This window comes from Shewanella sp. 8A (assembly GCF_023475945.1).
Classification (GTDB): Bacteria; Pseudomonadota; Gammaproteobacteria; order Enterobacterales; family Shewanellaceae; genus Shewanella; species Shewanella xiamenensis.
Genome location: NZ_JAMDJP010000012.1, coordinates 114,929 through 131,461, shown reverse-complemented (window position 1 = coordinate 131,461; position 16,533 = coordinate 114,929). Strand labels below are relative to the sequence as shown.

Genomic DNA, 16,533 nt, shown 5'->3' with positions numbered 1-16,533 from the left:
CCATAAAAAAACCCAGCAAAGGCTGGGTTTTTAGGATTTAACTCGGATTAGTTAGGACAAGTCGCGATCACACTTAGATCGGTGACGTAAATAGTGGCCTCACCTTTACCCGCAGTCGATGCATAGGTGGCTACTTGGGTTTGCATTTCTACCGTTGCCGCAGCAGCCATACCATCTGTAGAACTCTTCTCGCTTGGGTCAACAATAGAACTATGATGACCCTTGGCAAAACGCACCACACCAAGCCCTTTCGTCGTAGCATCGACGCAAGGTAAACCCATTGCAGAGATCAGCGGTTCAGTACCTGATAATGGGAAGTTATCGACACTATTAGGTAACACTTGATCCGCTAAGTTACCATTACCATCACCGGCGACTTCAATTAAGTGCACAGGTAATCCTGTTGCTTTTAACATGCCAGCATGGTTAACCGGATCTGCTGAGTCCACAGCCGTTTGCACAGCAAAGGCAAAAGTAGGAATAAATTGTGCGTAAACAGCCTGAACTAATGCCGCATATTCAGGGCTGCCAGGCTCATATCCTGCCGTATTAGCCTTATCGACTAAAGCTTTGAATGTCGCCGAAGCAGTGACATTATTAAACAGTACGGGACCGAAGGTGGCTGAACCGGCAAAAGCGCCTGCTAAACCACCAGCAGGAGCAACCAAAGAAGCCGCATTAATCACATAAGGGTTAGGTAAGGCTTCACCCGTGGTTGGATTTCTCATCCCCGTGCTGGCATAGGTAGCAAAATCGGTTCCCACAATCGCACCTAAACTTAACCCCTGCGCACTAATCTTAGAGACATCAAATACTTGTGGTTGATTAGCCTGCGCAAGTCCTTGTGCTAAGCCAGTTAAGGCTAAACGCACGCCAAGGTGATCCATGGTTGCCTGACGGAAGTTATCTCGCACAGATAGTGTGCTTGAGATATTGACAAAGACTAACGGATTACCATTTTTAAAGGCATCCGGAGTACCAATCACATTGCCAAAAGAGGGATCGGTTGCCGAAACTTCGTAAATACCATCCCCATTGGCATCAAATGAACGAGCACCATGTAAAGGCATATCAATAGCTACCGTTGCCACGCCCATGGCCGCATAAGAACCCGCATAAGCTAAAGACATTTCCTTACCGCCACCTAAACCATGCAGCGCAATCGTGGTTGGCCAGCCTGACGTTGGTGGTGTAAAGGTTAAGCCTTGCTGCTGATAGAAGGCCGCGAGTTTAGTGGCATTAGGCATAGAAATCAGTACAGGTACCGTTTCATAACCTTTAATCGCAGGGATTGGGTTAAATTTGGTCAAATGTTTGGTTTTATCAACCGCAGTACCATCGTCTAATAGCCAGGTTTTACCTGCCATTAGCGAAGGATTAGCTAATGCATCAGCGGGGTTAGCAATACCATTAGCGACAGCCTGCATACCAAAGTTAGTTTGGCTTAAGGTACCCGCTTGCAGCGCTAATAGCACAGAAACGGGGCTATCGCCTTGGGCTTTCCAACTCCCATTTATTAATGGTTTACCTTCTGCAGATAAACAACTGACAGAAGAACAATCACCGTAAATTGGCAATTTAATTTTTGCAGTATAGACATCCGCTAAATTTGAAACCACGTAAGCCATACCATCTGCTGGTTTTAATCCCGCAGCCTGAGCAACAGTTAACCCAGTAGGAGTCGGCATTTGTGCAAAACTAGGTGCATAGGGAGCGCCTCTTGCCATCAACAGTTTTGTGGTTTCATAAACATTTGCGACTGATTGAGTAGTGAACAAGCCAGAGTAGGTAATTGTTGAAGTATCAACATTATGTGCAGCAGCAATCCCCTTCTCATAACTGTTGATTAAGGTTTGCAACATCAGTTGATCTGGCGTTTCTAGAGGCAGCGTATTGATATCCATCTTCAACGTACCATAGGTTGTTGAAGGGGCAATGCCGCGTCCCTCTGAATCCTGAATTAACTTAGTGGTCGCATAAATATAAGACTGACCCGCTTTAAGCGGTTTTAGTGGAATAATAACGACTTTATTGCCTGAGGCAGTAGAAACAAAGTCCATACCAAATTGTAATTCAGCCCCTACTTTACAAGCTGATACTGACGGTTTGGCTTTACACTCAGGATCAGAGGACAAAGCGCCCCCCACGGTAGCCTCAAACATTCTTACCGCGCCAGGCTGGGCAACAGATGCCGCCATCAGGGTGAGCTGGGTGCCATCATGATCTTTTGCTAAATCGATATCGATTGAAATGGGCGACGTAGTTGACCATCCATCTAATGCACCGAGTGCAATCTGAGGATCGGTATAATTACCAGAACTTTCACCCGGTATAGATAAAGTACCATCCTTAGTGCCGCTGAACAGGAGGTCATTTGGCAAAGGAACTTTAGAGTTAGCAGGGTCGAATACCATATGGGATTCAGGGATGAGCGGCTCCGTCTTATCCTTGAGTTCGTTATAACTGTCCTCGCCACATCCTGTGAGGCCCAGTGCTGATGCAATCGCAACACACAAAATGAGTCTTTTCATTTTTTTTCCCCAAATCTTGTTGTAATAGTTTTGTTTTCCCCAAGAAATTAGTCACAATAGCGCAAAAGCTATGACTAATAGGGCTTATGTTAGCCCCTAACTCATTTCAAGTTAACGTAAAAATATTGAGTTAGCCACAAGTTTGTCACAAAGATTTTAGCTATTTATAACAAAGTTTCATTCATTTGTTTGAAACATGCGTTTAGCAGTTCAGCGACTCTAGAAGTGGCGGGCATTTTCGCCAAGAGGAATAAAAGGCTCATGTTGGAATATCAAGCAGCAAAAGATTTACTTAAAGGTAAAACTATTTTAGTCACTGGTGCAGGAGCAGGCATTGGTCGCGCGGCGGCTATCGAATTTGCCAAGCATGGCGCCACGGTGATTTTACTCGGTAAAACCGTTAAAAAACTCGAAGCCGTTTACGATGTTATCGAGCAAGCGGGTTATCCGATGCCAGCCATTGTGCCACTGGATTTAAAAGGTGCGACCGAACAAAACTACCGTGATATGGCCGACACGATCAGCGAACAGTTCGGCCATTTAGATGGTTTACTGCATAATGCCAGTTTACTCGGCGCCCTAGGTCCGTTTGAACACATCGATATTCCTTCACTTGAAGATGTACTTAAAGTCAATGTCACCGCACAAGTGATGCTAACCAAGGCATTACTGCCAGTGCTACGCCAAGCACCAAGTGCCTCGATTATTTTCACCTCAAGCAGTGTTGGTCGTCAGGGCCGCGCCTACTGGGGGCCCTATGCCTTCTCGAAATTTGCTACCGAAGGCATGATGCAGGTACTCGCCCACGAATGTGATGGCACTTCAGTCCGCGTGAACAGCATTAACCCAGGCGCAACGCGCACCGAAATGCGTGCTAAAGCATACCCTGCCGAAAGTCCATTGGATTTAAAAACGGCCGAAGAAATCATGCCGACTTACCTGTATTTAATGGGACAGGACTCTAGCGATATTAACGGTCAGCAATTCAATGCCCAGTAAGTAAGACTCACTAAACGCTGTGGTATAAAAGTAAAGGGAACCGAATGGTTCCCTTTACTTTTACTCAGTCGCTGAGTCTAATTTTAGCAAAGTAAATCATCGTTTTAGACTTCTCTTGCAAGTTATCACTTTGGACTTGAATATTATCGGGAACCGATACCTGCTCGTGACTTGAATAATAACTCACCCAAAGATGATCACCTTTCAGAACAATGCCAGCATAACTAGTATCGCCCTGCGAAGGTAACGTGAGCCTCTCATGAATAGCGCCCGTATCTTGATTTATTTCAATAAGTGCAGTGCAAATGTTCCCTTCATAAAGACGTACAACCGCCATCAAACGGGATTGATAGACAAACAGCACTGGCCCACCGATGCGTTTATCGAGTGTTTGCCAAGTCCATTGCTTGAAAGGTGGCAAGCTGTGACCCAGTAAACCTAAAAACTCGTCACTCCACACGGGATCGCGCCTTAATAAACAAAAACAACTCCCTTGGTGAAATACCAGCGAACTTTCATTTACATAACCTTGGTCGTTAAAAATAGGCATCCAAGGTTTAAAGAGCTGTCCATCGTCACTTTTGTAGAAACGGGTATCTCCATCAGGCCCCGCCCGATATCCCACACCATAGAGTGCATCTTGATGCTCAGTTAAACGCCATAACCAGTAACCTTTATCAGCTACCGCCTGGGGTTCGGACCAATGTACGCCATCCTTTGAGCGCCAAAGATAGGACTGTAAACCTGATTTATCGTGCTGAGTGCCGCCACCCAATAGCAACAACTCACCTCGAAATTCAATTAATTTGCCATCCCGTAAATCAGCATGAGCCGAAGTCAGCAGCGCCACACTTTGCCAATTTTCCCCAGCATCATGGGAGCAAAGAATACGTAAAGCACCATCAGGAGATACGTGAGCAGAGCCTTCTCGAAATACACAAAATAACGCCCCTTGGTATAACACCAGATCGGTAAAAGCATTATGCTCACCTTGCTCCCAAATTCGCTTGACCGATATTAACTCCATGGTTCATCTCCTCGTCATCTTTAGGCTTGTTATAGCATAACCATAGGCTACAGAAAGCAAAAAAGGCCGAAAGCGGCCTTTTAACTGGGTAACATAAACCGATTAACTACGTTGACGCGTTGGCTTCGGTTTACCCGTTGAGGTGACTTTATGCTTACGTACAGCGCGGCGAATTTTGGCACTCTTCACCTGCGCACGGGCCACGCTGTGTTTATCTGCGGCCAGCATAGTACGAGTTTCAGGTTCAAGACCCGCTAATTGGCGCAGGTAGTTAACTTGCTCAATTGGCAATTCAATCCAACCACCACGGGGTAAGGATTTAGGCAATTCCACCATACCATAACGCACACGGATAAGACGGCTGACTTGCACCTCTTGAGATTCCCATAAACGACGCACTTCTCGGTTACGGCCTTCACGTAAACATACGTGCCACCATTGGTTCATGCCCTCGCCACCCGCGGCTTTAATGGCATCGAACTGCGCCATACCGTCTTCTAACATCACGCCAGTACGCAGACGTTGTACCGCAGCCTCAGGCACTTCACCAAAGGTACGAACCGCGTATTCGCGTTCAACTTCGTTAGACGGGTGCATCAAACGGTTTGCCAATTCACCATCAGAGGTAAACAGCAATAGGCCTGAAGTGTTGATATCCAGACGGCCTACCGCAACCCAGCGCGAATCACGCACTTTAGGCAAGCGGTCAAACACAGTTGGACGACCTTCAGGGTCTTTACGGCTACAAATCTCACCTTCGGGTTTGTGATAGGCCAGCACGCGGCAAATCACATCATCGGCAGACTTGAGCGATATGGCTCGACCATCGATACGTACTTTTGCATCAGCTTCGATACGATCGCCAAGATTGGCAATCACGCCATCAATACTAACTCGGCCTGCAGCAATCCATGCCTCCATCTCACGACGGGAGCCATGGCCTGCACGGGCCAAGACTTTCTGCAATTTTTCACTCATTAGTTATATCTTCAATAAAATTCTTTTTGAAAACAAGGATTTTGTCACCTCGCATTCTGTATATTTTGTTTGCATGTACACAGCCATGTACACAGTTCCAAAAGTGGTATAATTATACGTTAATTGCAGTTGGTCGTACAGTGAGCCCTATTTTAATGGATATGAAACATAAACCAGCATTAAAAGCCGCATAAAATTAATGCGGCTTTTAAAAATCTACTGTTCTGTTGATACTAGGGTTAGTGTTTGACTATTAACTATGCCATTGTTAAATGGCCGTGTGTGACTTGATACATATACTCTATATGTTACATCACTTGTTGAGTTACTTAGATTGTCGCTAATAGTTACGCTTCCTGAGCAACTATAAAAGACTTTATAAGTAGGAGGGATGTTTTCATCATTTGTAGTTTTTTCAACATTTCCGTTAAGTGTAATAGCAGAGCCTGGAACGTCAACCCAGCTACTACCAACAAACCGCTGAACTTTCATTGTAAGAACTTCTGCATTTGTCAAATTACCAGGATCGAGAGCTTGCTCATAACTAGCAGTGCATCTGTATGAAAAAACTAAGTTTTTAGTTTTCCCATTTGTCCCAAATGGGCCAATGGTTAATGGGCTTATTGCTGATGTATAGATTGTTTTTGTTGTATATGATGCTCCATTTTTTAATACCCCAGCACTTAGTGTTCCACCAAAGTATGCATCACCATTGTTAGTTCTGTAGGTTATCGCATTCGATTTTGAGCAGTTTGATATATCGCCAACATCTGGACCGTACCAGTCAATAAACTCATTGTTTACGCCGAACCCTGCTCCATAAACTGATAAAAATCCTCCTTCTCGTTGTATTAAAGTTTTATTCTGCAACTCACCGATAAATGCTGAATTCATAAAAACCTGCCCATTCTCGACTACAAATGGGGTGGTAATAGTCGTTGTGCCAGTTACTTGATTGATGATTGCAAATCTATCCGCAGTAAAGAGAACTTGCGATTGCATGCCTTCTGGCGTGTTCTCTATACCTATCGCCATGCCTGCGCCGTAGTATTTACCGTCAGCCGTTACCCCAACATTAATCGAGTACATGGCTTGCAGCTTGCCATCTAAATCAGCTAATGCGGTAGATGTTTGCTGTACAGCGGCAGTGTTAGCCCCTGCTGTGGCCTGCACGGTATCAATGCGCTGACCTAAGGCGCTGTCGGCATCTGCACGGGCGGTTTGTTCTTGCTGGATGGCGGCGGCGTTTTGCGTGGCCTTGGTGTTGGCCGCATCGGCGGCGGCTTGTGCGGCTGCTGCGGCGCTGGCGGCATCCGTGGCCGCTTTATCAGTCACTGCTACCCATGCTGAGCCGTTCCAGCGTTTTGGCGTATTGGCATTGCCAGTGGTATCAATCCATAGGTTTTGCGCTAAACGGTCTGCTGTCGCTGGCGCAGACGATTGAATAATCACCTTACCTTTGCCATTGGCGATCCCAGCGGCAGCGGCCGCATCAGCTTTAGCTTGATCTGCGGCAGTTTGCGCCGTTGAGGCCGCAGAGTTGGCCGCTGTAGCAGAGGCCTGCACCGTGGTGATTTGTGTTGCTAAGGCGCTGTCGGCATCCGCACGGGCGGTTTGTTCTTGCTTAATTAACGCCGCATTGCCATTGGCTGTGGCTGAAATGCTGATGATTTGGTTTGCCAGCGATTCATCTGCAGTGGATCTCGCCATTTGTTCAGTAATAATAGCGGCGGTGTTTTGATTAATGCTAGCGGCCACAGTTTCAATGTTTTTTGCCAATGCCTCATCGGCGGCAGCTCTTGCATATTGCTCAGACCAAACGCCAGCAAATACCACAGTTGATCCTGCATTCCAGCTAATATCACCAGCAAGCGGCGGGTTTACTTGCGCAAATATACCGTCTATGCGTGATGTTTCTGCTGTCAATTTGCCATCAATGGTTTCTATCGAGCTTTCGACGGTATCAACTCGCACTGTCAAAGCAGATACTGCCTCACCCAAAGATGAGTACTCGCCTATTTTTGTCCAGTAGGTGGTGTTTGTTGGTAGCGTTCCTCCTGGAACATCTTGTTTGGCTGAGTACAGGCTTCCGTTATATTTAACTAACTGCCCAGTTAGATATGCTGAACCACCATCCCAATCAGGAGCCCCTGTAATATCTGCAAGCTCTGCTTGTATTTGATCAATTTGACTTTGACTTTGATCTAATGATGTTTGAATAGCAGGGATTTTATCCGTTTCAATCTTAATGATCGGGATCAGCTCAATCTCTGTTAGCAGTTCTTGTCCGAGTGCTGAGGATGTGATTCTCTCGCTGAAATACTCATCATATTCAGTTTGATCTGTCGATGACTGTCCGCTAACAAATCCTGACCATGGCCCCACGTTGCCAGTGCGATCAACTAATCGAGCTCTAAACCAAAAGCTAGCGCCGGCACTTAATCCAGTCATGGTATGAGTGGCAATTGGGTAAGCAAAATCTCCTAACTTGATCATGCCACTGTCGTTATTATTGGGCCCGTATTCAATCTCTGTACGGAGCGTGTCCTCTGCACCTGCAGGGAATAACCAATTTAGCGCAATGCCAAACACTAACGGCGTGGTGGTAAAAGATGCTACCGCTGGCGGTAATCCCGTTTTACCCGTGATATTGGTTAGGTCGGACGACTTAGGAACGGACGAAACGTCGACAGAGTTGATCGCCCTCACCCGCGCAATATATTGCCCGGTGTAAACGCCACGGATATCAACCGATGTGCTGCTAGTTTTTGGCAGCTTTATCCACTCGCCTGAGTCTTTGCGCCATTCAACTTCGTAAGCCACTGCATTTTTGGCTGTGGCCCACTGAATTGTCATAGTCGTGATTGACAGTGTTTGCTCAGTAAATGTTGACTGGCTGATGGTCACGCTAGCCGGTGCTTCTTGAGCTCCAACGGGCAATTTACTAATTGGCCTATCTTCTAACCGTGCGCCTGTATCGATATAAGGATATTTGCTTGGGTTATGCTCAACTGCGGTGATCTCGTACTCAATGCTGTCGCTATTGGCTTTGGCGACACGCAGCACTCTAAATTGCTGTAGCTTTAGCTCGTCTGACTCAACCGACCATAACAGCTGTGGCAATGGAGTTTCGCTGTATTCGGTGGTTACCGTTACCACACGGCCATTAACGGCCTCAATGGTACGCGCCTGAGCCTTGCCGCTGGGCAAGTTGATGATGAGGCGATCGTTAACCGCGATTGTAGCCGCACGGTCTAATGTGATCTGCTTGCCGTTAACCGCCGAGATCCGCCCACCAATGCGGCTACCAGCAATCAGTTGATCGGCTACACCAATCACATAACCAGGTAATGGGATGCTACCATCCATACCCACTTTAAAATTCACCGCGCGGTCATTGTTGTTGGTATAGATCGCCCATTTGCCACGGCGCTGGGCTTCTGATTCGCGGGTGCAACCTAAGGCGGATAATTCGACTACATTGTCGCCATATCGGCGCTGTAAGGCTTGATCTGATACCGAGGTAACATCGGACTCATAGGCGTTATCTGGGTTATCCCAGCTGATCAAGGCGCGAGTGTATTTAACTTTTTCACTACTGGATGAATAGCTAAATTTACCGTCGATCACGTTGGCATTGGTGTAGATAAAATCCATATCGCGAGGCATGTCTGCAACGGAGTACATTTGCCCGTTTGACCAGTAGGTCATGCCACGGTATATAGACGCCAAATCGCGCAGCACTTGCCACGCCTCTGTTGCCTGCTGAATGTAGATATTGCAGATATAGCGAGGCTCCATGCCGCCTTTGCCGTCTGGCACCAGCTGATCGCAATATTGCGCAATTTGGTAAAGCTCCCATTTATCCACCAGCGACGCATTGATCCTGCGTCCAGTGCCAAAGCGATCGTCGAGGATAATGTCGTAACTCACCCATGCTGGATTATCGGTCCATGCGATTTTAAAACTACCGTCCCACACGCCCGTATATTCTCGGGTAAGCGGATTATAGTTCGTCGGCACCTTTACTTTTCGCATAAAGGGTTCGCACGACACCACGGGGATGTTTTGAAACTGGCTGGCGTCAAACTCCACATAAAGCAATGCCGTATTTGGGTACTTTAGTTTGCGGTCAATCACATCGGTAATCGCCGCGATTTGCATTAAATCGGCCACACGGTTGTTGTTTTGGTTTGGCGTTAAGCGGCGAATACGGATCTGCCAACTGTTACCAGCAGGTAAATCAATACGGTGGCTGCGCTCATAGGGCTGAGTGGTTTTTCCGTCCACCGCGGTGCTTAATACGGTTTGATAGCTACCGCCATCGGTAGAGAGATCAATAGCGTACTCAATGCGATAGCCGTTTACATCGCCGTTATCAAGCTGCTGTTGCAGCGCTGGCCAGCGAAAGCGCACCCGAACTGCAGAGAGCAGTGAGTTTGTAATGGCTTTGGTGTATGGCTGCTCTGATTTTAACTCAATCCCTAATGCCACCTCGTTTTCAACCGATGGTAAGCCAGGAATATAAGTTTGATGTACAGAACCCGGACGAAAATCCCAAATCACACCGGGGAAGTTTTCAGCGCCATTGGCATCTAGCAGAGGTGTGCCATCTAAAAACACATTTTGGCCGGATAATTGGCCTTCAAATTCACCTTCACCAATTGCCAGCAGGATTTTAGCTTTGGCAATGGAGCGCAGATCATCTGGCGACTCAACCGGAGTACGCTGCTCGCTTTCGCCTGCTTTAGCCCCATGGATAACGAGTTGTTGATTTAATGCGGGAATACCCATTTAGTTAAGGCTCCTGTTGATTGCCGCCATTGCCGCCACCGGATTGAATGGGGCGCTTAGTGGTTGCTATATCTTCTGCGTAAATACCTGCGCTAATAATGGCGCCACCAATACGGCGCTTGCCGTAACCAATGCCAACAGGATTACCCGCCGCCGTGGTGTTGACCGCGCCACCAAAGGCATAGCTTGGCGCGTTCTCGTCGGATTCCCTACCATTTAGTCCTTTTGCCTGAGGTGACAGCATTTGCACCACTCCACCAGCCACTAAACCCACACCCGCCTGCACTAACCAGCCTTGGCCAAAATAGGCGCCAACCACAATCATCACAGCGCCGACGATGGTTTGTAGAATGCCACCACGCTTACTGCCCGCGATTACAGGCACAATGCGGATTTCATTGGTGCCGGCTAAATCAAATTCATCCTGTCCAGTGTTGCGGCCATTGCGAAAAATGGCATACCGCAAGCCGAGCTTTGCCTGTTCTTTGATGAATAGCTCAAAGCCTTGCAAGGTATTTTTAAGGGCGCTAAAGGCTTCATTAGTGGTGCCAGTTTCGAGCAAGCGCTGATGAACGCGGCCAAACTTAGCCGCTAAGGATCCTGATAGTTTGATAGTGGTATGTGTGATCATGGTGTTTCCGCAAAAACATGAATTTGAGGCAATAAAAAAGCCACCGATTTGGTGGCTTAAATTTAATCATTCAGCATTGGCATAGCGTACTATCAAGCGGGTATTGCGTTGCCAGTATCCGCCATAGATATCGTAGCGGCTAAGGCGCCCGTAGAGGTGATGCAGGATCTTGCCTTCGCCAACATAAACAGCAGCGTGATTAACTCGCTGGCTTTGGATTTGCATTAAGAACACATCGCCAATTTGTAGATCGGCTAGATTGATATTTGGCAGCGCCACAAATCCCGCTTTGGCAAAGTTATCTAGGTAAAGCTCTTGTTCGCCTTCCCACCAGCCGTCTTGGCGCTCAAAGTCTGGCAAATGGATTTGTTGCATCTCACTGTACCAGTCGCGCACGCAGCTATAGCAATCCCATACACCATGCACAAAGGGACGGCCGAGTAGCGGTTTATGCTCACCCGTTGGCACCATAGAACGTAAGTCGCCGTCTGGCCAACTTAGGATATGCCAAGGTAAGCCGCTCGCCTCACACATGGCAATATCACGTTGACTAGGCTTGCTGCTCGCATCTGGGTGGCTGTGGCAGATGCCTATGATCTGCCCTTGTTCTTCAATGGCAGCATATTGCAGTGGATCAATCACAAATTCATCGGCTTTGTTGGTTGCCTTGTTATCGCATGGCACATAACAAGGCTTGTTACCTTGCTGGATGATCAGTCCACAGCATTCATTGGGGTAGCAGTTGGCCGCATGCTGAGTAAAAGCATGCAAGAGCGTTTGATGCATAGGGACCTGCTTAGGTTGTGTTAGACCATTTTGCCGACGGCGGGAAAATGCTTGATGGATTTAGATAAGCAATATAATTTCGTATAAAATAAATACACAGGCTAGATTCATGTTAAATCAAAGACAGCTAAAAAACGATAAACTAACATTGAAGCAAGGTTGGGCTGCAACCTTGCATATGGAGCTTTAGCGAATACTAACAACTGTACCAACATTAGAGAAACTACTGGAAGTAAACGATGTACCCATAATATTCATGGATTTCTCATCCGCAAATACATTGATACCAAATGGTTTAAGATTCAGTTTTTTTACATAAATACTTCTATCATTTTTAATTTCACAATCGATGATGACGCCTTCAGGAGTAGTTACTTTGACACTATTATCACTCTTAATAACGATAACAGATTGATTTGTAGAAAAGTTATCTTTAACAAGAGGATACCACTCGCTTCCATCTTGATTTGCAGGAATATTTATCCATATATGAGGGTTATCACCCTCACCAATCAAAATTGGAACATACCCTTTAAAGTTAAGAAGCGTAGTCGTGTTATCAAATGAATTGGTTCCAATCTTCATCTTCCTAGGGGGTTTAAAATTACTAGGCAAAGAATCACTTCTCATTATTGCTCTCCCTACCAGTCAGGTGAACTCTGCGCATTCTGGTTTGAACAAAATGTGACTCTACAACGTCTAACAACTGTTCTTTCTCCACTTCGTCTTTCGTTCTATAACATTTTTTTATGATAATGCTCATTATAACGCCTGCAAAGATAGCAAATATTTCCCAAATCTCTAGTGAAGGTTCCGCCTTTTCAATCAAAGATGATAACACTTTCCCAATAACAGCAATAACAATCCCAGCAGTTCCGCCAGCGCACAAGTTAAACCATAGCTCTGAAGATGAAGAGGTTTTAAGAACTTTAAACTCATATTTTGTTAGATCATAAGGTTTCTCAGCTATATACCTCTCAGGCTCAATATCGATGCCACCATGCATCAATAATGGTTCATCAAATTCTTTTCCTTGTACCTGTGTCTGCTCCTTACCAATAGCCTCTTCAGCCACAGACATCTCCTTAGATTTATGAAGGATTAATTTACTTCAGCAAGAGAATAACTTAACACTATAAATATAAAAACATACTCATTAAAAAAATGATAAAAGCATAAGATAAAACATATAAATTGATGATTCCCACTTAACGTATAAGCCTAACGCTGGGGAATCCGCCGTGGGGTAATTCTTCATTTTCGCCAAATCGCAAAGTACAACCGGCTATCGTGCCAGAGCACTGATCAAGTGCTGGGTTATCAGTCGGCTCGTCATCTTCGGTAAACATGGCTTCACCTGTGTAGCCACAATCGGCGCCGCGATATTCACCGCGTTGACACCATGAGCAATAAGCAGTCATTTGTCGGCCAATTTTTTGGCCTGACAAGTCAGCAGGGTTTGAGAGCTCAAAAGTGACGGCGACATTATCCTCATTCACCTTTTTATCAACATACCAAATCTCTACCGCTTCTTGCGTTGGATCCGCTTCGCTATTGCCACTGGGAAAGTTGGCTGCATCGAGATATTTAGCCAGCGTTCTGCGGATCGTAACCTTGGCTTGTTCCATGTTCTGAAAATATAAGCACAGGGCACTGATACTGCCATCGATGTTGGCAACGGTTAACGTTGGTGTGCTGGGTGAACCATCGGAGTTAACTTCCACCCCTTCTAACTGAGCTGGCCATGCGCTATATTGCTCGCCTTGCCAATGGATGATCCGCGCGGGTAAATTTGGTTGATTAAGGTCCGCATCTGAGTAAGGAATATTGTGAGCATGAAAGCGCAGGATATCGGCACCAAAGGCGGTACCATCTATTTCATAGAGAATAACCTCATTGCCAGGTTCGAGGGTTTGAATATCGGCACTAAGCATCGGCGGCACCTTTAGTCCATAGCTTGCCTTTCTCGATAATCGCCAACGAATGCGCCTGGCGAATTTGCTCTACAGTGACGGCAGCTTCGGTGTTATCTGCTAAGCGCCAAATAGTGCTTTCAATCCCAGCATCTTCTGAAGCGTGAATTGCCGCCAACATTCTGCGCTGTGATTGTTCGTCACCATCAAACACCAGTCCATCGACTTCAACAGTAATTGAGTTAACTGCAGCAGTTCGTTGGGTACGGAATAGGTATTCATCAATGCTAATGCCATCAATCAATATTTCAGCGCGATATTGCTCAATCGTTTTAAATTCAGGACGAACAGGCTCAGGCTCTGCAAATAATTGACGTTCAAGCACTTGTTGATCTTGGGTTTCTATCGGTAGCGCTGGCGCATTAAGCTCGGCATCAGCTTTACGTACAAGCCATGCTTGATATTGTTCGAACCAATCCCATTGCAACGTAACGGAGTACAACTCGATAAACTTATCGATCACATGATGCATTGCTGGATTAGCAGCATGGAGTTTTACCACTCGAAGCACATCATCGAGTGACGCTGCATAAGGTCTCTGCTTAATAGCCTTCTCTGGCAATGTTTGCGCACCATTTTCGCCAGTGGTGACCTCTTCATAAAACATTTCCATGAGAATTAGACCTTATTTTTAAACCAGCCAAGAGGCTCACGGAGGCGAGCTGTGCCAACAACTACGGTCACACCATGATCATTTAGTTTGGTTGATTGGTTATCGACAATAGTTTGCTTGCCATCATCACCAAAGCTTGTGCCGTTATGTCTAAGCTCGGTATATGCAAAGTGAGGAACGGCTTGCTGGTTGATGTTGGCTAGATAGCTCACCACTTTAAACGCAGGTGAATTATTTGCTGGCGCTCCAAGCGTTAATGCTTGGTGAGTTATCCCGTCAAAATTAGCGGCTGATGTTAATTTACCAGTGCTATCAATGGCACAAGATAATAACGACTTATTATTAACTGATACGCCTGAATTGTTTTTCAACACTTTTCCAATTAACGACTCACCCAACAGAGCACCGTTTTCAGGGCGATAGTCCGAAGAAGCAAAGACGTTGTATGGTATTAGACCCTCAATTATTGAATTAACTGCAGGCTCAGTTAGTTTTGCAAAGGCGATATACGGTATTATGGCAAGAAAATTAGATTGGACTGAAATTTCTGCGAACGTGTTTTTGGTATCATTTCCAGATGCCGTTAAAGTGCCAGCATCCCAAACCATTCCTGAGTCATATGTCCATATCGCAAACCCTTTATTTGCTGCTTCACCAATCTTACGGCGTGAGTATTCGATCTCTTTTGATGTACCATCAGGTATTCCATTTATAAGATTTCCATTCCAACCACCTGATAGGTGACTGTTTGATATGATATAATCAGGATCTGCAAACACATCTAATTGCAAGAATGGTCCACCAATTATTTTATTTGTTTCCCCAGTAATTATCACAGTAACCTCATCGTTAGCAGTAATATTTGGGCTTTCACCATCAGATTTTACCCATATAAAATCTATGTTATATCCATTACCTGATAGCACCCCGCCCCTGTAAGTTACCCCTTGATATTTTAGGGCACTACGTCTCTGAGTGTTCAATGGTGAGTTAACATCTATATTTTTTATAGCAAAATCATTTATATTTGCTGACGTTCTATAAATTCTGCAATCAACGCCGTTTAAAAATGCATCAAATGGGGATTGTAAGATGGTTACAACTGCACCTTTTGTTCTTTCTATTATTTCAAAACCTCTGCATTTTTCTGATATAGCATTTATTTCATAAGATAAGCAATCAGACGTTTTAATACCTTTTGCTATATAACGCATATCTCTACAGACGCCACCAAATCCAGCTTCATAAATTACATCTGCATACCTGCCGTCAACTTCTCTTCCAGATTTACCGCTTGCAATTAATCCAGACCCAGCTAGCAACTTATCAGGGTTAAAGCAATCAGCTCTTGATGTAATAGTTGTTAATGTATTAAACCAGAAAGTGTCTCCTACAAATTTTGCGGCGCCAAGCGGGTTGAAAGAAGGATGATACCCGCCATCATTTAGCCGCAGAATATTACCAAAATAGAGTAAGTTTTTACCCGCTTTAAGCCATAGATCACCAAATGAATTGAGTGAGTAGCCCTGTTCCGTAGGGGATGGCACTCCGCCAGTTGTGCCAGCAAATGCAATCTTGTACAACTGCCACTGATATATTTTTCCGTCAGAGCCGATAAACGTAGTATTTGAGTTTTGAGCAAAGAAGTCTTTTTTCTGCTGATCTGTGGCAGTAAATAAGTTAACTGCTGCACCTACTCCACGCAGCCCACCTTGGTAGGCGTTTGGTGATGCTGAGCTTATTTCCACCTTTTCTGACTCAACACCATACATATCCATGCGTTCAGGTAAAACAGAGGTTGGATGTGATGGCAGAGTTAGTACAAATTGATTGGTTAAGTTGAAAATAACACCATCAATATGTACCGATGCATGATCAGTTTTAGAGCCGCCAACCCCGCCAGCTTTACCAATCAACAAGGTATTTGGTGTAGTGAGTGATGTATAAAGCCCCGGCTTGCATTCGTTGACTTGTTTTGCTGATTCATGATTACCAAAGCTAACCCATCCGCTCGCGGCATAGCGTTCTTTGTTCTGCGCCCGAATCGCTTCAAACTGCGCTTGTGACATTGCGGCGGAGAGTACATCTGCGGCTAAAAAGTTGCGGTTGGTTTTTTCAAATGCTGATCGAGCGGTATCGCCACCCGTGCCCGCTGGCTGGGTGCCTAGATTAATTGTTTCAAATGCCATTGGATTGCGCCC

Annotated in this window: 12 protein-coding genes; 1 reads left to right on the top strand and 11 read right to left on the bottom strand. The window is 45.6% G+C overall.

Going from position 1 to position 16,533, the window contains the following annotated elements; translation table 11 throughout:
• Positions 1-47 precede the first annotated feature (47 nt).
• Positions 48-2,531: a VolA/Pla-1 family phospholipase gene (locus tag M0413_RS11615; RefSeq protein WP_249554296.1), complete on the bottom strand. Its 2,484-nt coding sequence runs from the start codon at positions 2,529-2,531 to the stop codon at positions 48-50.
• 261 nt (positions 2,532-2,792) lie between these two features.
• Here M0413_RS11615 and M0413_RS11610 point away from each other — a divergent pair, with 261 nt between their 5' ends.
• Positions 2,793-3,530, top strand: a complete 738-nt coding sequence (locus M0413_RS11610) for a YciK family oxidoreductase (RefSeq protein ID WP_249554295.1) — start codon at positions 2,793-2,795, stop codon at positions 3,528-3,530.
• A 64-nt stretch (positions 3,531-3,594) separates the two neighbouring features.
• Here M0413_RS11610 and M0413_RS11605 read toward each other — a convergent pair whose 3' ends face one another.
• From M0413_RS11605 to M0413_RS11560, 10 genes are all read right to left on the bottom strand, one after another.
• Positions 3,595-4,557, bottom strand: coding sequence for an exo-alpha-sialidase (locus M0413_RS11605; protein ID WP_249554294.1), 963 nt, complete (start codon positions 4,555-4,557; stop codon positions 3,595-3,597).
• A gap of 102 nt (positions 4,558-4,659) precedes the next feature.
• Positions 4,660-5,535, bottom strand: a complete 876-nt coding sequence (gene rluB, locus M0413_RS11600) for a 23S rRNA pseudouridine(2605) synthase RluB (protein ID WP_037419997.1) — start codon at positions 5,533-5,535, stop codon at positions 4,660-4,662.
• A gap of 216 nt (positions 5,536-5,751) precedes the next feature.
• The gene (locus M0413_RS11595; protein WP_249554292.1) at positions 5,752-10,329 is read right to left on the bottom strand and encodes a TipJ family phage tail tip protein; all 4,578 of its coding nucleotides are present in this window, start codon (positions 10,327-10,329) and stop codon (positions 5,752-5,754) included.
• A gap of 4 nt (positions 10,330-10,333) precedes the next feature.
• On the bottom strand, positions 10,334-10,960 hold the full coding sequence (locus tag M0413_RS11590; RefSeq protein WP_249554290.1) for a tail assembly protein: 627 nt from the start codon (positions 10,958-10,960) through the stop codon (positions 10,334-10,336).
• 66 nt (positions 10,961-11,026) lie between these two features.
• Positions 11,027-11,746, bottom strand: coding sequence for a C40 family peptidase (locus M0413_RS11585; RefSeq protein WP_249554288.1), 720 nt, complete (start codon positions 11,744-11,746; stop codon positions 11,027-11,029).
• Positions 11,747-11,932: 186 nt separating this feature from the next.
• The gene (locus M0413_RS11580) at positions 11,933-12,376 is read right to left on the bottom strand and encodes a hypothetical protein (RefSeq protein WP_249554286.1); all 444 of its coding nucleotides are present in this window, start codon (positions 12,374-12,376) and stop codon (positions 11,933-11,935) included.
• Positions 12,366-12,821 carry a hypothetical protein gene (locus M0413_RS11575; protein WP_249554284.1) on the bottom strand — a complete coding sequence of 152 codons (456 nt, stop codon included), beginning with the start codon at positions 12,819-12,821 and terminating at the stop codon, positions 12,366-12,368. Before M0413_RS11575 ends, M0413_RS11580 begins: the two co-directional genes overlap by 11 nt.
• A 133-nt stretch (positions 12,822-12,954) precedes the next feature.
• Entirely contained in the window at positions 12,955-13,680 is a 726-nt protein-coding gene (locus tag M0413_RS11570; protein WP_249554317.1) for a phage minor tail protein L, read from the bottom strand.
• Entirely contained in the window at positions 13,673-14,332 is a 660-nt protein-coding gene (locus M0413_RS11565) for a DUF4376 domain-containing protein (RefSeq protein ID WP_249554281.1), read from the bottom strand. The genes M0413_RS11570 and M0413_RS11565 overlap by 8 nt, the downstream gene beginning before the upstream one ends.
• A gap of 5 nt (positions 14,333-14,337) precedes the next feature.
• Positions 14,338-16,521, bottom strand: coding sequence for a hypothetical protein (locus M0413_RS11560; protein ID WP_249554279.1), 2,184 nt, complete (start codon positions 16,519-16,521; stop codon positions 14,338-14,340).
• Between the last annotated feature and the right edge of the window lie 12 nt (positions 16,522-16,533).